Source organism: Rhizobium sp. No.120, assembly GCF_054558365.1.
The window spans coordinates 206,667-233,400 of record NZ_BAAJNQ010000006.1 but is presented as its reverse complement, the minus strand read 5'-3'; the positions used below and the strand labels follow the sequence as shown (position 1 = coordinate 233,400).

Below are 26,734 nucleotides of genomic sequence, written 5' to 3'. Positions count from 1 at the left end.
CGAAAGGAGCTCGGGATCGATGAACAAGAAGCTTGAGGTCAGCAAAGAACCTGTTCGGGACGGTATCGAAACTCTGCCGGAGCTGTCGGACATCATCCTCGAAGTAGGAGACGCACCAGCTTCTCCCGCGGACGCACTTCTCGAGGAAGCACTCGAGGAAAGTTTCCCGGCGAGCGATCCTCCGGCGTCCGGCAAGATGGAATGACCGAGAGCTAGGCCGCCGTCCGAGCTTCAAATATTGGTCGAGCGTTTTCGAAGGCCTGACAGGTTGTCCGCGGCCTCACTGCTCGTGGACAAAAGGAATGGACCATGGATAACGGTTCCCGCGACTATCAGAGATTTCCGACGCTCACTCCTTTGCAGGTAGAGACAGCCCGCAGATTCGCCAGTGAGGGGCCGCTTTCATTCAATCCTGGCCAAGAGATATTTCCTGTTGGCGAGCGGAACGCGCCGGCCTTTCTGGTTCTCGAAGGGCGGATCGATGCGTTTCGGCACGATGGCTTTCGCGGGGATCAGGATGCCGCTACTCATAAGGCCGGTCAGTTCTCGGGCGAAATCAACCAGCTATCGGGCCGTCCCTCATTGGCGGGCCTCAGGGCCGGTCCAGATGGCTGTGTGGCCATTCCATTTGATGCGGCACATTTGCGAGCACTCATCATCGGGTCCGCGGAAGTCGGCGAGACTGTTATGCGCGCCTACATACTTCGTCGCGTCGCCTATCTTGATACTGGTCTGGGCGGCTCCATCCTGGTCGGGACATCGAGTGATCCGTCCCTACTGCGCCTTCAGCGCTTTCTCGCCAGCAACGAATACCCCCACACGGTCCTCGATGCCGCGTCGAACGAGGAAGGGCTGGTTCTCGTCGAGCGACTCGGCATATCGCAGAGCGAACTGCCGCTGATGATTTGCCCAAGCGGCACGGTGCTGAGAAACCCGACGGAAGGGGAGGCGGCGGCATGCCTCGGCATCACTCCTGAGCTCGATCCGGAGATCTTGTATGACGTAGCGATCGTGGGAGCAGGGCCGGCAGGTCTGGCAACCTCGGTCTATGCGGCCTCAGAAGGTCTGCGGTCGATTGTCATCGACCAACGCGCGATCGGCGGACAGGCGGGAAGTTCATCCCGTATCGAGAATTACCTCGGCTTTCCGACTGGAATTTCCGGAGCTGCACTTGCGGGGCGAGCCTTCAGCCAAGCGCTCAAATTCGGAGTAGAGGTTGCGTTGCCGCTGAAGGTCAGGGAACTGACGGCCCCCGAAATATCTCGTGCACGGTCAGCACCCATATCGCTGAAACTCGAAGATGGGCAGTCAATTCGTGCAAAGTCGCTCGTGATTGCATCCGGTGCGCGGTATCGCACGCCCGAGATCGACGGCTTGCAGAAGATACAGGATACCACTGTTTCGTACTGGGCCTCCGCCCTAGAGGCCAAGCTTTGCGAGAACTCGGACGTTGCCCTTATCGGAGGTGGAAATTCAGCTGGCCAGGCGGTCGTGTTCCTCGCGCCACGCGTCAAGCGACTGCACATGATCGTTCGCCGCGATCTCTCCGAGACGATGTCGTCATATCTCATCGAACGGATTGCGGCGTTGCCTAACGTCGAAAGACATCTCGGCTACGAACTAGTCTCCGTCAGCAGGGACAATGGGCCAAATGTCTCAGGCATCCTGCAGCATAAGAAATCGACGCAGACGAGGGCCTGTGATTTTGGCCACCTCTTCCTGTTTGCCGGAGCCGACCCCAACACAAGTTGGACTGGCGGAAAAATTGACATGGACAACAACGGTTTTGTACTTACAGGCAGGGGGTTCGATGAAGATGTCTCGTCTTCCCTCGGGCGGCAATCGTTCGCCCTGGAGACGAGCATACCCAACATCTTCGCAATCGGGGACGTACGCGCCGGCTCGACCAAAAGAGTTGCCGCAGCCGTGGGCGAGGGGGCCGCGGTCGTCAGCCAGATACATCAGGCGCTGAAGTTTCTCGACGTCACGGGTTGACGGAAGCACGCGCAGGCACAGTAAGGGCCATTAGAGGAAACGCGTTTATCCACGACATCACGTATTTCATAGCGAGAGACGAAACCCGGCCCCGATGGAGCAGGCAAAACGGGACGTCGTACGCTCCCTATGCTAACGTACTAGAAAATGGGCTATGTGCTCTTCGAGCACTCGCCACCATCCCCATCCAACGTAGGCGATGACGGCTGTGAGGATTGCGCCAGTGATCGAGTTGAGACGCCTTAAAGGCGACAGCGACAACTCCGTCTCGAGCGCGCTTGGCTCGAAGATCGAAGGAAGTGGCATTTCGGCGACAGGAGAGAGCGCTCTCCTAAGTGCGTCGGCGTGGCGCTCGTAAGCCCCGATCCGTTGCGCAGCTGTCAGGTCATCGTACAGGTATTGTTTCACAGCGCGATTGCGCTCCTCGGGAAGGGAGTGGTCGATGTACAGCTGGATTTCGATTTCAGTGATGGTTGGCATATTACTTGATGCTCCTGAGATGTGTGCCCTTGTGTGCGCTCGCCCGTAGTGGAATCTCGACGAACTCCCTCAGTCGCTCTCTCGCGAGAGGGAGTTCGTTGATTACGAAGCTGTGGGGTATGCCCAAGGCGCTCCCGACTTCCTGGAAAGTCAGCTGTTCGACTGAAGTGAGCAGGATCATGCTTCGGTCGAGTGCGGTCAATCTTCTCAGGGTGCACGCGATCCCGGTATCATTCTCCGGCATCTGTTGGCTCTCGACTTCGTCGATGATCGCGACATCGCTTTCCGCAAGACTATGGATCAGACCGTAGCCTTCGATCCTGAGGTCGCCGAAGCCGAGGAACATCCATCGTGCTTTCAGTTTTTTCAATGCAATCATCACCAGTGCATCGGCCGACCCAATGTCCGCCGCATGCCCGCTTGCGAACCTTCGAAAGGCTGGAACGTGCGGCAACACGTTTCTCGTGAACTCTTTCATGAACGCGGCCAGTCTATGTTTCAGGTCTGTTTCGGTGGGATTTCAAGCAATTCCGGTCTTGGAAGCGGGGCAACGAGCCCCGCTAGCGTTATAGGGCGCGGGTGGTTGCCCGCGCGCCCGCTACCTCACGAAAGATGTATGTCCGAAAGATCGATCGATACTACGAGCGGTTCCGGCATTGACTTGCCGTCAGGCTGTCTGGGGAAAATGCGCCGTTCGGTCGGGAACATCAGTCCCTGAACTTCCTTGTAGCCGCCGATGTAGTGGGCACCCGGAGTGTTTCCCGCAATCTCAACGTCGTAGTCGTGCCGCTTGAGGAGACCGCTGTCGTCCACGTAGAGCGTCTGGACGGTGCTGTGCGTTGCGATATTGGCGGGGAACGTGACCTTCAAACGCTGCCACGTCTCTCCGCTTTCCGTCCACTCGCCGACATCCTCACTTTCGACCCCGGGCGCTGCCAGCAGGAACGGCATGTTGAAGTAAGTCCACATTGCGATGCCTGCGAAATAGGCAAGTTGTAGGTCGGACCAAGGAGTTTCCAGCGTGTGGCCGGTGAACGACGTGCGGGGATGCTTGAGCTCTTCGAGGACCTTCCCACGTGCATCCTTGATCTGGACCAGATCAGGCTCGAACCGCGTCACTTTTCCTTCGGCGCTGAAGGGGTCGTGGGAAGCCCACTCCTCGCCGAGGCCGACCGAGACGTTGGTTACGTCAAGCTGGCCGGAATGCCCCTTGAGCGGCCACAAAACGCCACCTTGCTTGAGATGGGCTGTGAGACGCGTGTACTTCTGCCAGGTTTCCAGGCCACCATGAGCGGCAATAATTTTCTCGACGAGGGAGTGCATTTGTCTTCTCCGTAGTTGTTTTGTTTAGCTGTTCAAGAAGTGCTGGACGTGCGCGACGAACGTTTCGGGGTACTGGAAAAGTGCGCCGTGACCGGAGTCAGGGTATAGAACGAGCGTGGCGTTCGGCATGTTCTTGAACATCTCGTACGCGTTGATGGAAGGAAACATCGTATCGCTGCTGCCATGTACGATGAGCGTTGGCTGCTTGATTGCCTTCAACGATTTGTGGTCGGGGTCTTTGTCAGCGCACCATCCGATGATGGAGGCTGCCTGCGGATTGCTGACGGAATCCGAACTTTCCGGATCGCGCTGATGTGTCCGAACAACGGCGCGATTGATGAATGCCTGTCCAGCAGCCTGGCTTGCTTCCGACGGAGTGAAGAAGAGGGGAAGGCGGACGTCCTCGGCATTTCGCGCGAATGCTTCCTCGACGACCTGCATCAGGTGCTCTTCGCCGCCCTTGGGCGCTGTGCCTGCGAGTACGATCTTGCGGACCTTGACGGCCGGGCGAGCAGCCATAAGCTGTGCGATGAACCCGCCGAGGGAGAAGCCGAGAAGATCAACCTCCTCGTAACCGAGCGCCGCTATGAAGCTCTCGGCATCCGTGGTCATCTGATCGACCGTGTCGGGAGTCTTGCCTCCCGATGTTCCGACGCCGGCGTTATTGAAAACAATTACGGGCCGATTCACCGCGAGAGCGTTCACTACGGCCGGATCCCATGAATCCATCGTTCCGGTGAAATGCTGCAAAAAAACCAGGGGGGTCCCGGTTTCACGGCCTAGCCGACGGTACGCATAGCGAATTCCGTAGGCTTCCACATACCTTGTTTCGGCTTCCTCAAGTTTGACGGACATCAGGCATCCTTTCCTTGTCATCACGTCCATGTTGGTGTGAAGGAAAGTGCCGATTAAGGTGCCGTTACGCGAGTTAATCGGTGTTAAGTTGGTTTATCGCTCGAAACAGAAGTCCCGCCCGCGGACTTTGATCATCCGCAACTGACTTGATCTCTACCTACGTCGGATTAGGAGGAGGAAACGTTCGCCGGCGCTAGGTCGCTGCGGCAGGGAGCCGATCGTACCAGCTCTATTGCCGCGCTGAGATCCACGGTCTTGCTTTCCGGTTCGAATTTGGCGATCGCCGCTTCGATGTCATCGACAATGGTGGGTTGGTCAGAACGCGGCGAGAGTTCATAAGCGGTCATCAGGCAACGCAACTCCCAGAACACCGCCCTCATCTTACGGGAGAGCGCAACCGCTTCAGCGGCGATGTTTTTCGCTAGCTCCGGATTTGTCGGGAACTTCGCGACCGCCAGCAGGCGGAGCAATTCTGGACGACACCAACCGGCCTCGCCCTGAAGTGCGCGTTCGACATGAGCTGTTGGCGTACGCGCTCCGCAGATAATCAGGAAGTATTCCAGCCTCAGTGCAGCCAGCCCTGTAAGCGCCTTCTCCAAAGCATCGTGGTTGTCTGCTTCGGACAACCCGTTCCGGTACGACGAAATCCACTGTTGCCAACGGATCAATCTTTGCTGTTTCGCCAGGCTTTCTGCTTTGTTGAGGTATTCATTTGCCTGGCTGTGTCGTCCCACAAGCGAAGCCATCGGAAACGCACTCAGCATGAGAAGGAGGCATGAAGCGATCGAATACCCCAAATCCTCCGCTTCCTCTACTGACTTCTCGAGGCGATCCATGGCGGTGGCTATGTTGCCTTCGAGGAATTCTACGAACACCAGGACCGCTAGGCCCGTGATCCGTTGGTCGAAACCCAGTCCGGGATTCGCGGTCCTCCTGATCGACCCGCTGCCGTCGTCCAGCGAACCCTCAAGTTCCTTTCTCGCGTGCGCAAGATCGCCGTTGAAGAAGTAATTGTGCTCGAGCATGGCACTAAACACATGCGATGGCACTTGTGGATTCTCGTCCCGGAGCGCGAGCGTGGCATTAATCGCGTCTTGGTACCTGCCATGCGAGCAGAGGATGGCTGTTCTCGCCGCATTTGCGTGGATACGCTTGCTTACATTGCCAATCGCTTTCGCTATTTCGATCCCCCGATCAATTTCGTGGAGTGCATCGCCGTCTTTCGAGTATCCCTGAACGTGGTATAGTGCGCTTCCTTTGGAAATTCGGAGGTCGAGTTCGGTTTCCGTCCCCTCGTGCGCCGACCCAGGGATGCGTTTCAAAGCTTCGTCAAGGACCTGTATCTGCTCGTTCATCAATCCGAGCTGAACCCAAAGTACTTTGGAATTGGCAGCGAGGCGCATTCCCAATTCTTCCGATTCGACAGACTCGAATGACCAATGGATCGCGCTGCGGATATCGTGGATCAAATCTGAATAGAGCCGCATCCAGTCGGCGGTCAGAAGTGTTGGCCAGTCACGCGTGGCGCTGGTAAGCGCCTTCTCGCAGTAGTCGGCATGAGACGCGTGTAGCCGGTGGGCCTGGTCTCCTCTCTTAACCTTCTCCAGAGTGTAGCTTCTTGTCGTCTGAAGAAGTCGATATTTCCCGTCGCCGCTCACCGAGAATAGTGATTTCAGGAACAGGCCATCGAAGGCCTCGTAGAAATCCTCCTCCGCCATCACGCCCGCACTGAGCGTCAGGGCGGCTTCGGTTGAAAAAGCGCCGGCGAACATCGCGCAATATTCAAACAGAAGGCGTTCCTTATCCGTCAGCCCATCAAAGCTCCAATCGAGTGTCGCCCTCAGGGTTTGCTGCCTTGGAGGCGCTGTTCGTCGTCCTCGACGTAGAACGGCGAGCGGGTCGCTCAGCGATCCGACGAGGTGGGTAAGTCCGAGGTTGGCGACGCCGGATGCGGCAAGTTCGATGGCAAGCGGGATACCATCCAGACGGCGAACGATAGACGCAGCCGCCGCAAGCCTGTCCGGATTATCGAAGTCCTCCAGTTCGGATGACAACATAACCCGGTCAACGAAAAGCTCGACCGCAGGATATTTCAGTAGCGATGATTGGGGGCTGTCTTCCGGAGGCACAGGAAGGGAAGGTAACTGTCGTATTCTTTCCCCCGCAATGCGCAGAGGCTCGCGGCTTGTGGCGAGCACAGTCACCAGCCTCGTGGTCGCCAGGATGTCCTCGACGATAACAGCCGCTTTCGAAATTACGTGCTCGCAGTTGTCGAGTAAGAGGAGGAGGTCACGTTCGGCCAGAGCTTCCAGTACTGCATGTTCCGCGTTGTCGATGACGACACTTAATCCGAGCAGGCTCGCCAGCGTCGGTGCGATCTGCTTTTCATCACTTAACGAGGCGAGATCGACAAACAAGACCTCGCGAGCAGCACTTATGATTTCGGCAGCCGCCAACGCGACGGACGTCTTGCCAACGCCGCCTGCTCCCGAAATCGTCACCAGACGATGTGTCGAGAGCAAACCCGCGGTTTCGGCCACGAAGTCGTCTCGACCTATGAGGCGTTCGGTCAGTCGCGGGAAACGCTGCTGTAGAACCTGCGGTTTGGCCTCTGCTTGATTGAGGGACTCGACCCCTGAGCCCTCCACCGGCATGACGAAAATGTAACCTCTGCCAGGTATGTTCTCGATGTATCTCCCGCTCGTGCGGTCACCCAGAAGCTTTCGGAGTGTGACCAGGTGCACGCGGAGCGCGCCCTCTTCTACGGTCGTATCCGGCCACACCTCTGCAATCAGGGCTTCCTTGCTGATCACTTCGCCGGCCGAAGTTGCAAGTACGACCAATATGTCAAATGCCTTGCCGCCGAGCCGAAGTACGTTGCCGGATTCGGTCAGCTTGCGTTGGGCGGTATCCAACTCAAATCGTCCAAACCTTAGTACGGTCATTGGAAGCATCCGGCTGGGTTAGAGCCGCGATAACACGCGAATGATGAGGGGTGATTGTCAGGACAGCCGAATAGGGGCGCGGTCGCCGACGTAGGCGCGGCGCGCAAAGCTCCGACAGGAAAAATTCGTAAGCGGTCTTGTCCCACGTCAGGCTCGCCTTTGGTCTTGCTAGGGAGATAGACCAACCGGTCAGTTTATGCAACGGACCATTGAGCGAACGAGATCTGAGCTTGTCCTTATGCGTTATATCCGCCGTCGACGTTTAAAACGCTTCCGGTGATGAACGAGGAATTCGGCCCGGCGAGGAAGAGTATCGCGTGGGCGACTTCTTCAGGCGTTCCCAGTCGCTTGAGGACGTTTGACTGCTTCTCGGCTTCAAGCATTTCGCTAGAGGCCTCGGAGAGCTCGGCCTGAATCGACCCGATTTGGACCACGTTGACATTGATCCCCCGCGGCCCGAGGTCGTGGGCTGCGCCGCGACAGAAAGCCGTGATTGCCGCTCGGGTGGCCGCATAGTCCGCCAGACCAGGTGCTCCAACCCGGTCCGCGAGGCTTGCGCTGAGCGCGATTATCCGTCCTCCGTTTTCCATGAATCGGACGGAGGCGCGGATAAGCGCTGAGGTCGCCATAAGGGTACCCGAATACTGCGCATCGAGTGCGTCCTCATCCATGTCCACGTCATCGATCTGCCAATGGGCGCGGTGATGTGCATTCGCAATGAGCACGTCCATTCGACCTAGCGCCGAGATGACCTTCCGCGCCAGTCGCGTGCATTCCACTCCTGATCCGTCGTTTGGCCAGTCAAAACTCATAACTCGACTGCCAAACTGCTGAAGTTCGACGATGAAATCGGGAGAAAGTTCGCCGGCATCGACCGTTAGCGCCAGGTCGGCTCCCGCAATGGCAAGCAGTTTTGCAGTGGCACGCCCTACGCCCTTGTCGGCGTTTGTTAGTAGCGCCACTCGGCCTGCGAGCGGGCGTAGGTTGTCGTGGGGCGATTCTGGCACAGGCATTTCCTTCAGAACTACGGCAACGAAGCCTACTCCCAGCTTCGCCCATCGCTCGACCGTACGGGGAGGGCCGATACCCGTATTGTAAAATTGGGTAGCAAACCTCCGCAGCGCAAACCGTAACACTGCTAACCAGACTTAACATCGCTTAACTCGCTTAGCGCCGAATGCCGAGACTAGGTTCAACGGCATCCGAAGCAACGAGTTACGCCAATGCAAAATCAAGTTTCATCCGCTCAGCTGCGCCCGGCAAATAATCAGGCGGTGGTATGGAGTTTGAATACTCACGGCCTCACGGCGCATTTTCCAACACCCGTATCCGCTCCGACGAAAACACCGACGTTTCCTCGCGGCAGGACGGTTGCTGGCCTCGCCGAATGGCAAAAAAACAAGATCGTGCGCTACATCGACGATAATGTCGAAAGCTGTATAAGGGTGCAGGAGCTTGGAGCTCAGGTGCGGCTCAGCGTTAGCCGTTTTTCAAAGGGATTCAAAGTCTCGTTCGGGAAGTCGCCTTATGATTACGTCCTCGCTCGACGGATCGAGGCGGCCAAATTCCTCATCACCTCTACTGACGAACCGCTAAGTCAGATTGCGCAAGCATGCGGGCTTAGCGATCAGGCTCATCTTTCGAAGGTGTTCAAACGCCTAGTTGGGGTTACGCCGTTGAATTGGCGGCGACGCCACGCAAACGGATCGACTATCACAACTGCATCGCACTCATGGTCAAGGCTTGCCCAGTCGTCTGAACGTACCATCGCGGTCTAAGGGCATGGCACTCATTCAAACCACACCTTCGCGGCGTAGGGAGCATTTGGCTAGGTTACGGCGTCGGCTGTCAGATTTCGAAGTTGGAGCATGCAGCCCATGGCTCGGTTTGCGAGCGCCCGGCGAAGCAATTCAGCTCCGCCGGGTTGTCGCACTTTCAGCGGAGGGTACTGTGCGGAAATATTTCTGTCTTTTGGCGCTGGGCTGGATGGCGATCGCGCCCGCAGCTTCGATCGCGTGGGCAGATGGCGATCCGGATAGGGGACAGAAGCTCTTCACGCGCTGCAGCGCCTGCCATGCTGCAACCGAACAGAACAAGGTCGGTCCCGGACTCCTTGGCGTGGTCGGACGGCCAGCAGGAACCGCGGAAGGCTATAGCTATTCGGCCGCGATGAAATCATCGGGCATCATCTGGGACGAAGGAGCGCTTGACGCATTTCTCAGGTCGCCTTCGAGCGTCGTCAAGGGAACGCGAATGGCGATCTTGATCCCGAAGGACCAGGATCGCGCCGATCTCATCGCCTATCTGAAAACACTCACCGCCCGCTAACCCGGCACTAGAGGAGCGAAAGCATGAAAACTCTCATTATCAATGGCGAGACCTACCAGGTCGATGCTCCGGACGACATGCCACTTCTTTGGGTGCTTCGTGACATCCTCGGTATGACCGGTACCAAATACGGATGCGGCATTGCCCAGTGCGGTGCTTGTACGGTCCATATCGACGATATGGCCGTCCGTGCGTGTCAGACGACGATTGACATGATTAACGGTCAGAAAATTACAACAATCGAAGGCGTTGGAAAAACGGAGATCGGCGCGAAGGTCCAGGCAGCTTGGCTTGAGAATGAAGTCGTGCAGTGCGGCTATTGCCAGTCTGGACAGATAATGTCGGCGACCTTCCTGCTTACTGCCAATCCAACACCGACCGATGCTGAGATCGATGAGGCCATGGCGGGCAACATTTGCAGGTGCGGCACATATGTCCGTATCCGTGAGGCGATCCACTCCGTATCGGCCTGATACCCTCCATGATCAAGAACCTGTGTTCAAAGATGGATATTCCGGAAAGAAGCCATCCTCAACGCGGGTGGTCGCCGTTGGGTGTCCAATTGCTGCGCGTCTGCGAAGTGGCCGCAGGGCTGTGGACGTGAACACCACGGTGAGGAGGCTGGGAAACTTCGCCATGGCCGCCCTGTCTGAGGCAACCGCCATCGGGGCTCCTGGATATGAGGCGGGAAAGCGTTTATGTTCGGTAAGTTTGAGACAAGACTAGCGACCGGTATGATGCTCGGACACCGTATCGTTGTTGGCGGCAAGGCGTTCACCAAAGGGCACCTCCTGTCACTAGAGGACGTGGCGTTCCTCCTTTCGAATGGCGTTATCAGCGTGGTTGCCCATCAGTTTGAGGAACACGAAATAGACGAGGTGTCCGCTGCCGAGATGCTAGGCGCTCCATTTGCCAAGGCGGGCATCTTATCTAAGTCTGTTGTGGGCGGGAGGATGAACTTCTATGCCAAAGCTGATGGCTTATTTATTGTCGAGCGCGAGTTGATCAACTCGTTCAATAGCATCAACGATGCTGTCACCTTTGCCTGCCTGACCGATCGCTGCCGGGTAGCCGTGGGAGAACTCGTTGGTACTCTCAAGATTATTCCGCTAGCGGTCGAAAAACACATCGTCGAGGCGGCCAAGCTGGTGGCCTCCATCCGTCCGCCAATATCTGTAAGGCCGTTTGAATCGCGGACTGTGACGCTCATCTCAACAACACTACCATCGCTGAGCGCGAAGACAGTAGAGAAGACGACGCGAATAACCGTCGAAAGGTTAGCCGCGCGGGGCTCGAAGCTCGTATCGGACCTATTTGTGGAACACGACATGCACGCGTTGGCGGAGCTCTTGAAGAAAGAAGCCGAGGGAAGAGCAGGCTCCAATCATCTTATCGTGGTGTTCGGAGCATCGGCGGTAGCGGACGCAAACGACGTCATTCCAGCCGCAATCCTTGAGGCGGGTGGAAATGTGGAACGGATCGGAATGCCTGTAGATCCAGGCAACCTGATCGTCATTGGAACGCTCGGCGATGTTCCCTTGATAGGAGCGCCTGGTTGTGCCCGCAGCGCATCTTTCAACGGTCTCGACTGGGTGCTGGACAGGCTGCTCGCAGGCGATCGCCTTGACAGCGGGACGATTGCCAGGCTGGGAGTCGGCGGCTTGCTCAAGGAGAGTTCCCAGAGGCCGCGTTTACGGGAAGCGGCAGCCGGCCGCTAACCAGCATCTGAGCTTCGTGATTATGTCTGATCGTGTGTAACGGGCACCTGATGGTGGTGAACTGGTAGACTCGGGGGCTTGAGCTCGCCTGATAATCGGGACGATCGTCGAAAGATTCAGCACGCAAAGACTGAACGCGCCAGCTCACCTGAGGCCGCCGTGAAAGCAAATACGTTACTCGTCGGTGACAAATGCCAATCTTCAGGCTCCCTTATAGCCGCCGGAAATCCAAGATGACACCAGATCGGCATAGCTGTCTGCCGCATCTTCCCAGACGAAGTGTCCGGCATCGACCACCTCGGCGCGGCAATGCGGAAGTCTATCCGCAAGGAACTGGCCATTCGCAGGTGGGACGATCGGGTCGCTCTCGCCCGAGATGACCAGCGTTGGTGTAGGGATCGACGGCAGAAGGCCGGCGAGAATCGGGAGATCTTGCTTATAGGCTCGAACAAATTCGGCAGCTTCGTTCCATCGTTGACCGCTGGAGGAGCTTTTGTAGTCTTGCAGGATTGCCTCGGGAATCGAAACACGCACTGCGCTTTTTACCAGCTCATAAACGCGTTGGCCGCTATCGAAATTAACGAAGTCACTCTTTGATGATGCCGTGATCTGACGCAGCGAATCTCCGAAGAGCTCTTCGCTTGTTCCGCCGCTGCCCCCCACGATGCTCTCGAAGCGCTCGGGATGGCCGCTGGCAGCGAAAAGCACAGCGAGCGTGCCGACATCAGGTGCGACGACGTGCGCCCGCTCGATCTTGAGGGCGTCCATGATGCAAATGAGGAAGTCTCCCATTGCGTGGGGTGACATCAGGTCCGGCCGGCCTTCGGACATGCCAAAGCCCGGCAGATCAACGGCAGTCAATGGTCCGAGCTTGCCGATGCGAGCCCACACGAGATTGAACGCAAAGATGCTTTCAGGCCACGGGGCTGTAAGGAGTAGGGGAATGCCCTGAGTATCATTCCTACGGACGGTTCGCACAGCGATGCCGTCAACGAGTGTGAACGCCGCCGCCTCAGGCATATTGAAACCGCTTGTCATGGAAAGAGCCTCCTGATCACCCGCCACTATGGCAAAGTCAGTTGGGAGATTAGGCTTGGAGAGCGCGCAGATCTTTGACAATCCAGCTCCCTGACAATTTTGCGAGGGGCCGCATCTTACAATATCGAGATGCTTTCGCATGGTTCCATGCTGCCAAATCGAAAAGCGAGGCAGCAATGAACGACATCGAGAAATTCGACTTCCTTATCTTCGGCGGCGGTAAGGCAGGCAAGACCCTAGCTATGGAGCAGGCTAAGGCAGGGAAAAAAGTTGCGGTTGTGGAAGCCGGTATGATCGGCGGTTCTTGTATCAACGTCGCTTGCATTCCCAGCAAAACTCTCATTCGCAGCGCCGAGGTCGCGCACGCGACCAACAATATCGCCGAGTTCGGGATCTCCGTCGATACCGTTCGCCATAGCTTCGATCTGGTGAGAGACCGTACCGCGAGGGTTGTCGCTGAGATGGTGGTGACGAACCAGGCGGGGTTCAACGCGAGCGGGCTCGACCTCGTTTTGGGCTGGGGTCGCTTTGTAGCGCCCAAGACCATTCAGGTCGAAACCGAAAACGGCGTGCGGACGCTTACGGGCGACCAGGTGTTCGTCAATCTTGGAACGATCGCAGACATTCCGGATGTGCCAGGGTTGGCCGAGGCGAACCCGATTACACACGTGGACGCCTTGACGCTGGGCGAGTTGCCTACTCGTCTCATCATAATTGGCGGTGGGTACATCGGAATGGAATTGGGGCAGGCGTTTCGACGTCTCGGCGCGGAGGTCACTATCGTTGAACGTGGGCCGCGGCTTGCTCCGCGCGAAGATGTCGACGTCAGCGAAGCAATCCTCAAAATCCTCAATTCAGAAGGCGTGGAAGTAGCTCTAAGCGCTTACGATCTTACTGTTTCGGGTCGCTCCGGCGATCGCGTCACGGTTCGTTGCGCCGACGGCCGATCGTTCGAAGGTTCGCATATCCTGGTTGCATCAGGTCGAAAGCCAAGGACGGCCAACATCGGGTTGGAGCTTGCCGGGGTCGAGGTTGATGAACGCGGATTCATCAGGGTCGACGAACGACTGCGCACGAGTGCTCCGGATGTCTGGGCGATGGGTGAAGTTGCAGGAACGCCGATGTTTACGCATGCCTCGCTCGATGACTACCGAATCGTCAAAAGCACCATGAGCGGCGGGGACCGCACTACCAACGATCGGACGATCCCGTACTGCGTGTTCATCGATCCCGAGTTCGCAAGGATCGGCAAGAATGAAACCGACATGGCAAAACAGGGTATTGAATACCGGGTTGCTAAGCTTCCCATGGATGTCGTTCCACGAGCGAGAACTCTATCCCTGCGCAAAGGATTCATGAAGGCCATCATTGCCGGCGATAGCGACACGGTTCTTGGGTTCAGCATGCTTGGTGTAAACGCTGGCGACGTGATGAGCGTCGTCCAAGTGGCCATGCAGGGTGGATTGCCCTTCACTGCTTTGCGTGACGGCATATTCGCCCATCCTACGATCGCTGAAGGCCTCAACATGCTCTTTGCAAATGTCGGCGCTCCGACCAAGGGCAACTAACTAGAGTTCGGAGATTAGATGATGACCATAGCGAATGCTTCGACAATCGAAACCAGCTACGCAAACCTTGAAGGTCGTACGCTTGCCTACCGCAAGTTCGGAAAGGGGCCGCCGCTGGTTCTGGCCGTCCGGTTCAGAGGAACAATGGACTCCTGGGACCCGCTGTTCCTTGACGAGCTAGCCAAGAATTTTACGGTGGTGATCTTCGACTACACCGGGCTCGGTGCATCGACCGGGACACCTACATACGATCGTGCCTCGCTGGCGAAGGATGTGGGGGATTTGATCGATTTCCTTGGCTTTGAGAAAGTTGTCATGGGGGGATGGTCCCTGGGTGGGGTCGTCGCGCAGGTTTTCGCAGTGACCTATCCGGACAAAGTCTCGCAGGCAGTCTTGATCGGAACGGCCCCTCCGGGACATCCGAAAGTCAGCGCAGAGCCACTTTTCATTAAAACCGCTATGAACCCGGTGAATACGCTTGATGACGAGTTTGTCCTGTTCTTCGAGCCCGCATCTGAGGGTAGTAAGGCGGCCGCGAAGCGCTCCCATGATCGGATCGCCGAACGCCAGATGGGCAGATCTCCTGCTATCCCGGAAGCGACATTCTTGAAGCTCCTCAGCGAGGCGAAAGATAGGTCGACCATCTACCCGGACCCCGAAATGGCTCATATGAAAAAGCTGTCGGGTGGGGATGTGCCGCTATTGGTGATTACGGGCGATCATGACATCGCGTGCCCTGTCGAGAACTGGCTAGAGCTGGTGCGCGACTGGAAGTCGCTTCACTTGGTCACGCTGCCGCAAGCAGGCCACGGACCGCACCATCAGGAACCGCACTATTGCGCTGATGTGATCGCGTCGTTTGTCCGCAACCATCAGGTCAGTGAGCGTCCGTAAACGGCCTTTCATACATCCGAATTCCACCTTTCGGGAACCAAGACATGGTGAGCCTTTCTCGCCTCATTCATCGCGGTTTCTGCCGATGCTGATACCCGCGGGGTTTATAGGAAATCGCGCGGGGTCGACGCCGCCTCATCTCGCATTTCGCTTCAGGCCGTGCCCGGCATGTTTACCGTCCTAGAGGGGCCAAATGGCAACATTCTTGCTGGCTTTGGCAACATCGGAATGTTCCATATGGACGGCAGTATTGCGCGCTGATATCCGCAATGGCGGTCACTGAGAGCACGGCTTCACTCGTGTGCAATATCAGTCCAAATGAGGCTGAAGCCGAGTTCATCAGCTAAAACAACGATGCAGATTCCGCTTCAATGCCAAGCGTTATAGGAGCGCTCTCGCTTCCACGAGGTCCGCTGTCGCAAGTTCTCCGTCGAATAAGCACAGCGTTCGGTCAAGGCGACTCTTCGAAGCGCCGAGGGATTCCTCTGACGCAAACCTGACCATACTTGTCGCGCAACGGAGTTCCCAGAACTTCGCTCCTTGTTGGGACGAAAGCAAGTATCCTTCCATGATAAGCTTCCGGGCGGCGTCGGCGTCTTCGTCAAGGAGCTGCAGACCTTTAAGACGGTAGAGCTCCGGCCGGCACCATCCGGCGTTTTTTGATAGCGCGCGGTCTATGGTTACCCGGTCCGCAAGGTGACCGCCTACAATCAGGCAGTTCTCGAACCGCGCACCCCTGGCATTTGCTAGCGCCTTGTTGAAGCGCTCCTTGTCGTCGGATGCCAAGGACATGGAAACCTGCTCGAACGTGAAAGCCCATTCCTGCCAACGGAGCAGGGAGTTGTTGCCGGCCTTTTCGATGAGGAGGCGAAGCAGGCGCTCACCGAGTTCGAATTCTCGCATGCCAAAGGCGGTGGGACAGGCCGATACCGCAAGATAGAGACAGGTTGAGATAGCATGGTCCAGGTTAATTGCTTCGGCCAATACGGTTTCGAGCTGCTGCATCGCCGCTCGTAGTTCGCCCTGGACCCACAAGGTCTTCACGACAGTTGAAAGAGCACTGAGTCTTTGGTCGTAACTTGCTCCGTTATTCAGTGTTCCTCGAACACCCACTTTTGCCATGTCGAGGGCTATGTTGGCATGTCGCATAGCGCCTTCGAAATCGCCAATGTAGTGGAGGTTGTGGGCGAGCATGCGGCTCACGGCGTTCGGCAGTTTTGCGCCGCAAAGGTCATCGAACTGACGAGCAACGTTGATCGCATCAATGTAGTCCGCATTCATTGTGTGGATCGCAGTTATGCCGCCGCTCGCCCGAAGTATGCTCATGTGATCGTCGAGCTCTTTAGCGATCTGGATTGCTCTGTGGTATTCGGCAAGCGCCTGCGGATCCCGCTCGGAGCTTTTGATGTGATAGATGGTGCCTGCATGCGACAGCCGCAGGTGCATTTCGTGACGTGGATCAAGTGCTTCGGAGGTAGACGCCCGAGCGAGCGCGGTTTCGATCACGGCAAGCTGTTCGGTCATTAATCCCAGTTGCGTCCAGATAATGTTCGAAGTGGCGGTAAGCTCTATTCCGAGAGAAACGTCGCCATCGGGGGCAAATGCCCAGGCAACGGCTATGCGTAGATCGTGGATGAGGGCACCATGCAGTCTCAGCCACTCATCTGTTTCAAGTTTAGTCCAATCCGTCTCAGCCTTTTTCAACCTCACGGAGCAATGGCGGGCATGTGTGTGCTGGGCCTCCCGTTTGAGGGGCGACGACGCGAGTTTCGCTGAGGCGTAATGGCGTGTTGTTACGAGAAGCCTATAGTTTCCGCCCTCGGAAGCGACGTTTAGGAGGGATTTGAGAAAGAGGTCGTCGAACGCTTCGTAGAATTCGTTATCGGAAAGATGGTCGCCTGCGATGGCGCGGGCATCCTCGGCGCTGAAAAGTCCAGCAAAGGTTGATAAGCGGAGCAGCAGCTCCTTTTCAGCCGGAGACAATGTTTGGAAGCTCCAGTCGAGGGCCGACTGCAAAGTCTGTTGCCTTGCGGGAGCATTTCTCCTTCCACGACGAAGAACTGCAAGTGGTCTTGCCACGGAGCGATGCAGCTCGCTGATGTCCAAGTCGAGGGTTCTCGACGCCGCAAGTTCAATGGCGAGCGGAATGCCCTCCAATTTTCGCACAATGTCGGCAGACAATTCGATTATCTGGGGTTGCCTCAGGTCTCGCTCGTCTTTGAAGAGACCTGCCATTCTATAAAACAAGTCCAAAGCCGCATAGCCTAGCGCTTCTTCCGCGATTATCCCCTCTGGCGGGACGGCGAGGGGTGGCAAGCGACGGATGCGCTCGAGCTGTATCCTAAGTGGCTCTCTGCTGGTCGCGAGAATCGAGGACGTTGGAACTTCGAGAAGAATCGATTCTGCTGCTTCGGCTGCTGCTTCGATGACGTGCTCACAGTTATCGAAAACAAGAAGCGTCGGAGTTTTTCGCAGTTCTGTCGCCACAGCCTGGAGCAGTTCCGAACCATAGACGCTTAGGCCGAGCTGACTGGCGAGCGACGGCATTAAGCTTGCGTTTTCGGACAGAGAGGCGAGATCGATGAACAACACTCTCCGTCGGCCTAAGAAGCGTTCTGCGATGGCGATTGCGGCAGACGTCTTTCCGATGCCTCCCGTGCCCGTGATGGTAATCATGCGCGACTGCTGTAAAAAGTTTTTTGTTGTTTCGATGAACTCATCGCGGCCGATGACCTTGTTCGGGAGGCGTGGAAGGTCCGCTGAGGACATGCTGGGCTTCGTCGTGACGGACGCGGCGCGGTCGATGCGAACCGGCGGCACGAAAATGTACCCCTTGCCGGGCACGTTATCTATGAAGCCACGGGCACGCTCTCCCAACGACTTGCGGAGCGAAACCAGCGATACACGCAGCGTACCTTCTTCGACTTGGGCGGTCGGCCAAACCGCGTCTAGGAGCTCGTCCTTACTGATCACCTGGCCGGCACGTTGAGCAAGAATTGCGAGGATATCGAACGCACGGCCACCAAGTCTAAGTTGTTGACCATCCTCCATTAGCTTCCGATTTTGAATATCCAGCTCGAAGCCTTCGAAATGAAGTACGGTCATGGGGTCCCCAACTCTTGAGTGTTCCTCCGAAAATTCCGACGACGTCTTCCCCCAAAGACGATCTGATTTAATCTCGTGCGGTCCGTAAGAGGTACTGAAGCTTACGACCGAAAGAGGTCACGAGAGTCTTCCTGACTTTTCGGGCATGGGCCTGCGTAGCACGCGGATGGCGACGATTATTGTCAATATCGTTCCCGGAACGCACCTTCCCACACATCGAAACCAGATCATCCAAGATTTGATGTTGCGAGCGATTATACTCGTGTCCGAATAACTCGCGTCCTCCGGATTCTGGACCGCGGGAGCAGCATCAAAAGAAGAAGGATAAGGCTTTGGCGCGAGTTCTCGTCCTGTTCGCGCACCCTGCGCAACGGCCGACAAGCATCAATTTATCGATGGCGAGGCGCGCCGAGCAGGTTGCTGGGGTCACGTTTGTCGATATCTACGCCGAATACCCTCGGTTCGACATCGACGTCGAACGTGAGCAGAAGCGGTTGATCGATCACGACGTGATCGTGTTTCAGTTCCCGCTGTTTTGGTACTCGACGCCCGCTCTTCTGAAGCAATGGCAGGATCTGGTCCTAGAGTATGGTTTTGCACACGGGCCTCACGGGAAAAAGTTGGCCGGCAAGCTGGCGATCGCTTGCATAACCACCGCTGGCAGCGTTCAAGATTACTCATATGACGGTGGCAACAAGCATCCGTTTTCCGCGTTCATTCTACCGCTACGACAGACCGTTGAACTCTGCGGAATGACCTTTTTGCCGCCGTTTGTGCTCCACGCGGCCAACCACACGGACTCACATTCCGCAAGAACCCACATCGAGTCTTATCCTTTGCTCCTGGGGGCCTTGCGTGATGCGACATTGGACGTTGGCGAGCTCGGACGACGCGATCAAGTTACCGCAGCCGACCTTGCCGCGCTCGTAGACCAGCAGGGAGTAGATTGATGTCTGGCTTTCTCTTGCCGGCATTCGCCTATCTAGCGTCCTCGGTTTTCGCTGTCATCGTTTCACGGAGGCTCGGCCTCGGTTCGGTCGTCGGGTACATTGTCGCAGGTGCCTTGATGAGCCCGGTTCTGCAGCTCTCGGAAGCCAATACGAGCTATCTCGAACAGCTCTCCGAATTGGGCATCGTCATGATGCTGTTTTTGATCGGACTGGAAGTCGATCCAAAGATGGTCTGGCGTTTGCGTGCAAAGCTCGTCGGATTGGGTGGCTTGCAGGTGGTCTTGACCGTCGCGGCCGTTACCGCGCTCGGTGTGCTACTTCATATTCGTTGGCAGCAGGCGGCTCTATTTGGATTCGTCACCGCCCTGTCATCGACGGCAATAGTCTTGCAGACCCTGGAGGAAAGGGGGGTGCTGGACTCGGACGGAGGTCAGGCGAGTTTTGCGGTTCTCTTGTTCCAGGACCTAGCTGTCATTCCAATGCTCGCGTGCCTTCCGCTGATGGCACCCGGCGGCCAGACGTCTGGAACCGACGATGGGGCAACCTGGCTCTCCACTGTTCCCGGCTGGGCAGCCGCACTCCTGACACTGGGCGCAGTGGCGGCGGTCGTAGTCGGCGGCCATTATCTTTCGCGTCCGATCATGCGCGCGATCGCGCGAGACCGACTTCGCGACATCTTCACGGCGTTCGCATTGCTGGTAGTGGTAGCAATCGCTCTGCTGATGTCTTTGGTCGGACTATCGCCGGCGCTCGGAGCTTTTCTTGGAGGGCTCGTGCTCGCAAACAGCGAGTTCAAGCACGAACTTCAAAACGATATCGAGCCTTTCAAAGGGCTGCTCCTCGGCCTCTTTTTTATGACGATCGGCGCGAAAATCTCTCCTTCCGTCTTGGTGGGTAACTGGGATGTGGTGCTCGAAGCAACGGCTGTGCTCGTGATCATCAAATTCACGGTCCTGTTTCCGCTCGGTCGTTTTTTCAAACTGAGGGATGCAGCTACATGGCTCTTCGCGTTAGGGCTGGCACAAGCGGGCGAATTCGGATTCGTTCTCCTCTCGCTCGGTCAGAGCATGGGTCTGATAACCGGAACCTCTGCATCCATCGGCGTGCTCGTCATAGCCCTGGGAATGATAATCACGCCGGGGCTTTTCATGCTCTTCGACCATATGGTCGTGCGGCTTGAGAGAAGAAAAGGTCCCGCGGTAGAACCAGAGCGGCCCGGCAGCGGCAAGGTCATCGTCGCGGGCCTTGGCCGTTTTGGCCAGATCGTGAATCGCATGTTGCTGGCCAACGGCTTCGTGCCCGTTGTCCTCGACTACCGTGCGGACGTGGTTGATGACCTCCGCAAATTCGGGGTGAAATCGTATTTCGGCGACGCAGGGCGTCCTGATCTGCTTCATTCGGCTGGTCTAGCCAAGGCGGTACTGCTTGTGGTCGCGATCGACGACCCCGACCGCACCATACAGATCATCGAGACGGCTCGCCGGGCGAATCCCAGGATCACGATTATCGCTCGCGCTTATGACCGGTTGCATCATTACCAGCTTGTCGACGCGGGTGCGGATCATGTTGTCCGCGAGATTTTCGGAAGCTCGGTGGAGGCAGGCGGCCTGGCTCTCAGGACAATGGGCATGCATCCCTACGAGGTTGAGAAGCGAAAGAGCGTGTTCGTCCAACAGGATCTCGCGGGCCTCGCACGAATGGGGGCGCTGCTCGACGAGACGACGCGCGTGTCCGACAACGAGCGCTTTGTCGCGGGTTTCAACGACATCGGGCGCGTCATCCAGGAAGCCATGCTGGGACGGCGTGAAAAATACGATGAGATGGTCCAGCGTGGTTGGAGCCCGCCGGAATTGGAAAGCAGCCTCACCGCGCAAAAGCCTGAAATAGACGAACGAGCCTTAGGAGCCGGGCAATGAAGTATTCCGTGAAAATTCTGTTGAGCCTGGGCTTCCTAGCCGTGGTGGGGGCAGCCGGAGCCGGACTGTTCTTCTTCTACCCCCATTCGCTTCCGGAGGTGACTGCGAGCGCAAAACAGCCATCTGGGCAGGAGTTGATCGCACGCGGTGAATATCTGACGATCGCTGGCGACTGTGCCGCCTGTCACAGCGCGAAAGGTGGCAAACCGTTCGCTGGAGGGCTGCCATTCAAGCTTCCATTCGGAACTATCTATTCGTCCAATATCACTTCGGACAAGGAACACGGTATCGGCGCTTGGAGCGATGCGGAATTCGTGCGCGCAGTGAGATCGGGCGTCGGCAAGCATGGCGAGAACCTTTATCCCGCGTTTCCCTATGCATCCTACGCTCTGCTTTCGACCGACGATATCCTGGCCATTCGTGCCTATCTTAATACGGTCACGGCGGTCTCGGACGCTGCGCCCGAGAACACGCTCGAATTTCCGTTCAACCAACGCTGGCTGATGCGCGGTTGGAACCTCCTGTTCCTGCCCTCGCGTCCCTTCGAAAACGATCCTTCGAAGGATGAGCGGTGGAATCGTGGCGCTTACCTTGTCGAGGGCCTGGCACACTGCGGGGAGTGTCATACTCCTCGGGGTCTCATGTTCCAGAGAAAGCAAGGGCAAGCCTTGTCGGGTGGCGAAGTGGACGGCTGGAAGGCATGGAATATTACAAGTGACCCCGAGACCGGCATTGGCAACTGGAGCGATGAAGACCTCAAAGGATTCCTCGCCACCGGTCACGCCAAGGGCCACGGCCCTGCGGGCGGCGCGATGCGGGAGGCGGTCGACCTCTCATTCAGCAGGCTCCCACCTTCTGACATCCAAGCAATCGTGGCTTATCTACGAACAGTTCCGGCTGTTAAGACCGATCCGGGATCGAAGGTGGTTCCCGCAGTGCCGGAGGCATCTACTCGTCCCCCCGAAGAACTCGGCGCACGTATCTTTGCAGGTGCTTGCTCCAGCTGCCATGGAAAGGACGGCAGCGGCCTTGTGAACGCCCGGGCATCAATTCAAGGTTCGCACGCGGTGAACGATCCCCAAGGTAGCAATTTAGTGAGGGTGATCCTTCAAGGTTCGTCGAACTCGGCGCGTCTACCGGGCCAGACGATGCCTGCGTTCCATGCGATCTACTCCGACGAGGAAGTCGCCGCGCTCGCCAACTACGTGACCGGGCTGCTGAGCGGAAAGAACGGTAGAGTAACGGCGAAAGATGTGGCAAAGGCGAGGGAGTGAAGGTGTCCTTCGCAAAGTCATCGTTGAGGCAAGCCATTCAGTTCCCGTTTTCGAGACATCGATAATCGAAAGGTTTGCCACTGATGCGGATCACCCGAGCATACTGCGTCGAACTTGATGACGTTATCACTATCGACGCAGCTCGGAGAGAATACCTGTCCTGTGATCCGCGCCCTCGCCGGTTCCGATTCCTATGTTCAAGTCCAGCTTGCAGGGCGGCTGAGGTGAAGGTCACCGCTGTCAACTACATGTTCAATTCGGAAGAAGGCACCAAGCAGGTGGCGGCCCACTTTCGCGAGAACCCCGCCCACACGCACCTGCAGGGTTGCGAATGGGTCTCGTTGATGCATACCGAGCAAGCACAGGTGAGGCATCCTCACGAAACAGATGAACAGACCGTACAGCGGTGGCTTCGGAGAAAGCTTACTGATCTCGTCACGGGTTTCGATCCCCGTCTTGCGGACGACAGGGCCATCACGACCGGCGAGGGAAATGGCGTTGGAGGGCGCATTAGGGCCAATAGCGTTCCAGGCGCACAACGTCCCGATGTCGATCGACAAGGCGACGTTCGAACACGCGACTTGCACCGCCTCGTCGAGACGTTTGTGGAAACTAGAGAGCGGTTACCTTCTGAGCAAAGGAACGAACTGATGCTGAATGTGACGGGTGTTGGAACGCTCAAGCTAGTTGACTACTTTAGGCCGCTTCAGTTTTGTGACCCCTATACGCGTGACAGGGTGATATTTGGCGGAGCCACACTGGAAGGTCGATATGGTGTTGGATTTAAGTTGCGCTTCTACGATCGAATAAACGAACTTCGCGTTTATCTCTACGTAAGCCCGCAACAGATAGATGACTACCGCTTTGGGCGATACATGAGAGGCATAATCGACGACGGAGCACTGCGGAAATATTTCACTGTATATGCGCTTGGTCGACTGGAAATTGGTCCAAAGGGCAGGTCAATGAACTTGGTTGTGGAAGACTTGCGGCATCTCGTAATAATGCTTGGCCCTCTGAAATAACGTCAAACACCAGCGAGTCTGCAAGGCGAGCGCATATCAGCCTCGCCGTGGCGTAATCTCTGACCGAGAATTCAAGCTCGAATTCGTTGGGAGCACTGCCTAGCTGACCCGCCGTAAACTCCGCAGCACCAGGTATGTTCGTTTTTCCGTCAGGAAACATCGTTAGACTTATTGATCCTTCGCTTCCAGCAATGTCGCAGGCTATGACACTCCCCCCTCTTGCCTCGTATGCCTTGATACCGGCCGCTGTTACAGAGCCGACGATAGCTGCTACACGGTCACAAAAAGACGAAATAGAGCCCCGATCGTATATGTCTCGCTCTGCTTCAACTTTGGTCTGTTGATTTGTTTCCATTGTTCCGATCCACCTCGTTACAGTGACCTTCAAAGTTTACTGCGCAAGGCACAACCTGCTATCCTTGAGAACTTTGGTGACCCTCCCGCCAGCTATGATTGCGACAGCGCGGCGTGCCACTGACGGCCGAGGGACGAGTTCAAAGGCACCAGGATCATGCGCCAAGATGACCGTCTGCAGTGCGATTTCTGAGCTTCGTGGGTGGGATAACGCGCCGCAATTTTTCGACTGGTTGACGAGCTGAGGTCGGTTCAAGCTAGGCAGGTCGTTATACCTGCCACGCGCGTCCGCGAGGGCATCGCCTGCCGCGATACGAGATATCGCACGGCCGCTCGGGCTGAATCGCTATTTTCGTCTTGGATGATCTCGGAAAACGTTCCGGCCTCCCAGCCCGCGCTGGTCGATCGCAAAATCTTGGCTGTGCTGGGATTTGTTGTTTCAAGGTCAAAGTAACCGGACAAACTTCGTCCGAAGGACACTGCGACGATCCCTGACTACGCAATAGCCCATCCTTGTCTGCCGTCGCGACGCTTCTGTCTGAGGTTGTAGCCCTCAGCAATTGCGATCTTTTTCGACCATCTTCGGCAAAGGGCTCTATTTTCAGCGGGCAATCAGGTGGTGTCCAAGTGCTGCGGCTTGAACTGAATATGCATTGACGTCGCTGCGGACATCTACGGTCGCGCATGCGAGGGCCGATACGATACCCAGGCCATACAGGCCGAGGACGAAAAAGAACTCTAAGCTCTCTCGGGATTTTGGGAGTCGCATTGAGCACCTTCGGGCAACCGGACGCGGGAGCATTCATGTAAAGCTGACTGTTGGCGGGCTTACCCAGCGCTCGTTTTGGTGTCGGGGCGGCGGACAATCTGTCCGCCGCTGATTGATAGCAGGTTGAAACGTCAGCCCTTGATGAAGGCCAGGAGATCGGGGTTGATGACATCTGCATGCGTTGTCAGCATCCCGTGCGGATATCCTGGATAAACCTTGAGAGTGCCGTTCTTGAGGAGCTTGACGGAGAGCTTGGCCGAGTCGTCGATCGGGACGATCTGGTCGTCGTCGCCATGCATGACAAGCGTGGGCACGGTGATCCTCTTCAGGTCCTCGGTCTGATCCGTTTCGGAAAAGGCCTTGATGCCGTCATAGTGGGCCTTGGCTCCGCCCATCATCCCTTGACGCCACCAGTTCTGGATAGTGCCCTGCGAGATCGCCGCGCCATTGCGATTGAAGCCGTAGAACGGGCCGGTCGGCAGGTCTAAGAAGAACTGGGCGCGGTTTGCCGCCAACGCGTTCCGCAATCCGTCGAAGACGTCAATCGGCAGGCCACCGGGGTTGGATGCGGTCTTGAGCATCAATGGAGGGATGGCGCTTACCAGAACGGCTTTGGCGACACGGCCCTGAGGCTCGCCGTATTTCGCGACATATCGTGCCACCTCGCCACCGCCCGTCGAGTGACCGATATGGACGGCGTTCTTGAGATCGAGGTGCTGGTACACCGCGTCGGCGTCAGCGGCGTAATGGTCGAGATCGTGACCATCGGCGACCTGGCTGGAGCGTCCATGTCCGCGACGATCGTGGGCGACCACACGAAAACCGTGCCCCAGGAAGAAGAGCATTTGCGCATCCCAATCGTCGGACGAGAGCGGCCACCCATGGTGGAATGCGATCGGCTGGGCATTCTTCGGACCCCAGTCCTTGTAGTAAATATTCACGCCGTCCTTTGTTTTAACGAAACCGTCGGTCATCCGAACTTCTCCATTGTGAGGGATTTGAGATTGTTTCTGGGCTGCAAGGCCGGGTGCCGCCATCACAAGCGACGCGGCAGCGCCTGCTATCAAGGTCTGTCTGCGAGAAAGGGGTAGGCTGAAATCGTTTGTCACTGGAGACTCCATCTCGGTCAGTGTTGATGGAGTGAAAGTAATAGCAACAGTTATGCGGATATTGTCACATCCGGCCGCATTGCACCTTCATTACAACGGCTGTCCGGCCCAGCGAGTTGCTGATGAAAAATGGACTATCCTACGAGGAAGCGCTCGCCGAAAGTCGAGCTTACTTTGCATTCAATTGGCTAGCCGCCAACAACGACATCGCGATGGAGTAGAAGTTTTCGAGTGGATGCTTGGTGTTGGTCAGCTTCATCCTCAAGAGCGCCCCCTCATAACCATCTATCAGGAAGCGAGAGAGCTTATCTGGCTCATGTTTGGTGTTGACTTCTCCGCTGCGCTGGCCTTCCCGGATGGTATCTGCGAGTACATCGATCCACTCCGTCAGCGATGCATTCAGGGTATCGCGAAGCAAGGGGACACTATCGGACGTTTCCGCAGTCAGATTGACGATTAGGCAGCCCCGGTTGTACCGGTTTCTTTCGTGGCTCTCCAGCAAGTGGCTGAAGTGCTGGGCGATCCGGTTGAGCGGAGTGACACCCCGGTCTTTGAGTATGTCGCGTCTTGTCGATGCGATGTAGTTCGTGACGACCTCGACCGCGAAGGTTTCCTTGGTTTTGAAGTGATTGTAGAACGTGGCTTTCGGGACACCTGCTTGATCGACAATGTCCTGTACACTGCAACCGGAGTATCCCAATTCGTGGAAACGATCCGCCCCCGCGTTGAAGAGCCTTTCTTTCGTTGTTGGTATCATATGCGTCTCCTTCCCGCAGTCATTAAGCATCATCGGTATAAATAACAGTGCGCGGAGGTGCGAAATGCTTGCCGTAGTGTTCGATGCGCAGCCGATGCCTTCTCAGAAGAATCTCACCGTTCCAAGAAGCGCGGCGAGCCGTCAGGCGCAAGTAAATTAGCGGACGCTTGGTGATTTGGTGAAGCCCTCGCGCCACCACGGCTGAACGCTACACACGCCCCATCGGATGCGCAAACACAGAAAACGCGATCGGATCGTTTAAAATGCCGGATTATACAATACTTGTGCGAGGCGGCCTGTTCGCTTGCTGTCCGGTTCACCGTGAGGCCTA

The 26,734-nt window shown here is 56.8% G+C and carries 22 protein-coding genes; 12 read left to right on the top strand and 10 right to left on the bottom strand.

Annotation, left to right across the window (positions count from 1 at the left end):
* The first annotated feature begins 19 nt into the window (after positions 1-19).
* Both ACYJRZ_RS19250 and ACYJRZ_RS19245 read left to right on the top strand, forming a co-directional pair.
* The gene (locus ACYJRZ_RS19250; RefSeq protein WP_095436655.1) at positions 20-205 is read left to right on the top strand and encodes a hypothetical protein; all 186 of its coding nucleotides are present in this window, start codon (positions 20-22) and stop codon (positions 203-205) included.
* 104 nt (positions 206-309) lie between these two features.
* Positions 310-1,995 (top strand): FAD-dependent oxidoreductase, encoded by a 1,686-nt coding sequence (locus tag ACYJRZ_RS19245; protein ID WP_459461607.1) that lies wholly within the window; start codon positions 310-312, stop codon positions 1,993-1,995.
* Between the two features lie 132 nt (positions 1,996-2,127).
* Here ACYJRZ_RS19245 and ACYJRZ_RS19240 read toward each other — a convergent pair whose 3' ends face one another.
* From ACYJRZ_RS19240 to ACYJRZ_RS19215, 6 genes are all read right to left on the bottom strand, one after another.
* The gene (locus tag ACYJRZ_RS19240) at positions 2,128-2,475 is read right to left on the bottom strand and encodes an anti-sigma factor family protein (protein WP_459461605.1); all 348 of its coding nucleotides are present in this window, start codon (positions 2,473-2,475) and stop codon (positions 2,128-2,130) included.
* Complete coding sequence (locus ACYJRZ_RS19235) at positions 2,400-2,693, bottom strand: IgG-binding virulence factor TspB family protein (RefSeq protein WP_112303588.1); 294 nt, start codon at positions 2,691-2,693, stop codon at positions 2,400-2,402. The genes ACYJRZ_RS19240 and ACYJRZ_RS19235 overlap by 76 nt, the downstream gene beginning before the upstream one ends.
* 385 nt (positions 2,694-3,078) lie before the next feature.
* Positions 3,079-3,798 (bottom strand): hypothetical protein, encoded by a 720-nt coding sequence (locus ACYJRZ_RS19230; RefSeq protein ID WP_113407230.1) that lies wholly within the window; start codon positions 3,796-3,798, stop codon positions 3,079-3,081.
* 24 nt (positions 3,799-3,822) lie between these two features.
* A complete protein-coding gene (locus ACYJRZ_RS19225) occupies positions 3,823-4,653 on the bottom strand; it encodes an alpha/beta fold hydrolase (protein ID WP_095436650.1) in 831 nt (276 codons plus the stop codon).
* A gap of 167 nt (positions 4,654-4,820) precedes the next feature.
* Positions 4,821-7,598, bottom strand: a complete 2,778-nt coding sequence (locus ACYJRZ_RS19220) for a helix-turn-helix transcriptional regulator (protein ID WP_113407229.1) — start codon at positions 7,596-7,598, stop codon at positions 4,821-4,823.
* Positions 7,599-7,834: 236 nt separating this feature from the next.
* Positions 7,835-8,611 (bottom strand): SDR family NAD(P)-dependent oxidoreductase, encoded by a 777-nt coding sequence (locus ACYJRZ_RS19215; protein WP_244575400.1) that lies wholly within the window; start codon positions 8,609-8,611, stop codon positions 7,835-7,837.
* Between the two features lie 210 nt (positions 8,612-8,821).
* Here ACYJRZ_RS19215 and ACYJRZ_RS19210 point away from each other — a divergent pair, with 210 nt between their 5' ends.
* The 4 genes from ACYJRZ_RS19210 (at position 8,822) to ACYJRZ_RS19195 (ending at position 11,644) form a co-directional block, all read left to right on the top strand.
* On the top strand, positions 8,822-9,376 hold the full coding sequence (locus ACYJRZ_RS19210) for a helix-turn-helix domain-containing protein (protein WP_459461602.1): 555 nt from the start codon (positions 8,822-8,824) through the stop codon (positions 9,374-9,376).
* Between the two features lie 172 nt (positions 9,377-9,548).
* The gene (locus tag ACYJRZ_RS19205) at positions 9,549-9,926 is read left to right on the top strand and encodes a c-type cytochrome (RefSeq protein WP_233788644.1); all 378 of its coding nucleotides are present in this window, start codon (positions 9,549-9,551) and stop codon (positions 9,924-9,926) included.
* Positions 9,927-9,949: 23 nt separating this feature from the next.
* Entirely contained in the window at positions 9,950-10,399 is a 450-nt protein-coding gene (locus ACYJRZ_RS19200; protein WP_095436645.1) for a (2Fe-2S)-binding protein, read from the top strand.
* A 225-nt stretch (positions 10,400-10,624) separates the two neighbouring features.
* The gene (locus tag ACYJRZ_RS19195) at positions 10,625-11,644 is read left to right on the top strand and encodes a molybdopterin-binding protein (protein WP_233788645.1); all 1,020 of its coding nucleotides are present in this window, start codon (positions 10,625-10,627) and stop codon (positions 11,642-11,644) included.
* Between the two features lie 201 nt (positions 11,645-11,845).
* Here ACYJRZ_RS19195 and ACYJRZ_RS19190 read toward each other — a convergent pair whose 3' ends face one another.
* Complete coding sequence (locus ACYJRZ_RS19190) at positions 11,846-12,682, bottom strand: alpha/beta fold hydrolase (RefSeq protein ID WP_095436644.1); 837 nt, start codon at positions 12,680-12,682, stop codon at positions 11,846-11,848.
* Between the two features lie 176 nt (positions 12,683-12,858).
* On the opposite strand from ACYJRZ_RS19190, the gene ACYJRZ_RS19185 reads away from it, so the two are divergent.
* Together ACYJRZ_RS19185 and ACYJRZ_RS19180 are read left to right on the top strand one after the other, a co-directional pair.
* Complete coding sequence (locus tag ACYJRZ_RS19185) at positions 12,859-14,250, top strand: FAD-dependent oxidoreductase (protein ID WP_113407282.1); 1,392 nt, start codon at positions 12,859-12,861, stop codon at positions 14,248-14,250.
* An 18-nt stretch (positions 14,251-14,268) separates the two neighbouring features.
* On the top strand, positions 14,269-15,144 hold the full coding sequence (locus ACYJRZ_RS19180; protein WP_244575398.1) for an alpha/beta fold hydrolase: 876 nt from the start codon (positions 14,269-14,271) through the stop codon (positions 15,142-15,144).
* 381 nt (positions 15,145-15,525) lie between these two features.
* On the opposite strand, the gene ACYJRZ_RS19175 is transcribed toward ACYJRZ_RS19180, so the two are convergent.
* Positions 15,526-18,249, bottom strand: a complete 2,724-nt coding sequence (locus ACYJRZ_RS19175; RefSeq protein ID WP_459461597.1) for a winged helix-turn-helix domain-containing protein — start codon at positions 18,247-18,249, stop codon at positions 15,526-15,528.
* Positions 18,250-18,581: 332 nt separating this feature from the next.
* Between ACYJRZ_RS19175 and ACYJRZ_RS19170 the strand changes: the two genes are divergently transcribed.
* From ACYJRZ_RS19170 to ACYJRZ_RS19155, 4 genes are all read left to right on the top strand, one after another.
* Positions 18,582-19,199 (top strand): NAD(P)H-dependent oxidoreductase, encoded by a 618-nt coding sequence (locus ACYJRZ_RS19170; RefSeq protein ID WP_113407226.1) that lies wholly within the window; start codon positions 18,582-18,584, stop codon positions 19,197-19,199.
* Entirely contained in the window at positions 19,199-21,115 is a 1,917-nt protein-coding gene (locus ACYJRZ_RS19165; protein ID WP_113407225.1) for a cation:proton antiporter domain-containing protein, read from the top strand. Before ACYJRZ_RS19170 ends, ACYJRZ_RS19165 begins: the two co-directional genes overlap by 1 nt.
* Positions 21,112-22,389, top strand: coding sequence for a cytochrome c (locus tag ACYJRZ_RS19160; protein ID WP_113407224.1), 1,278 nt, complete (start codon positions 21,112-21,114; stop codon positions 22,387-22,389). Before ACYJRZ_RS19165 ends, ACYJRZ_RS19160 begins: the two co-directional genes overlap by 4 nt.
* Before the next feature lie 224 nt (positions 22,390-22,613).
* The gene (locus ACYJRZ_RS19155; protein WP_095436641.1) at positions 22,614-23,414 is read left to right on the top strand and encodes an ATPase; all 801 of its coding nucleotides are present in this window, start codon (positions 22,614-22,616) and stop codon (positions 23,412-23,414) included.
* A gap of 1,254 nt (positions 23,415-24,668) precedes the next feature.
* Here ACYJRZ_RS19155 and ACYJRZ_RS19150 read toward each other — a convergent pair.
* Both ACYJRZ_RS19150 and ACYJRZ_RS19145 read right to left on the bottom strand, forming a co-directional pair.
* Positions 24,669-25,511 carry an alpha/beta fold hydrolase gene (locus ACYJRZ_RS19150; protein ID WP_459461594.1) on the bottom strand — a complete coding sequence of 281 codons (843 nt, stop codon included), beginning with the start codon at positions 25,509-25,511 and terminating at the stop codon, positions 24,669-24,671.
* 304 nt (positions 25,512-25,815) lie between these two features.
* On the bottom strand, positions 25,816-26,403 hold the full coding sequence (locus ACYJRZ_RS19145; protein WP_152095843.1) for a TetR/AcrR family transcriptional regulator: 588 nt from the start codon (positions 26,401-26,403) through the stop codon (positions 25,816-25,818).
* Between the last annotated feature and the right edge of the window lie 331 nt (positions 26,404-26,734).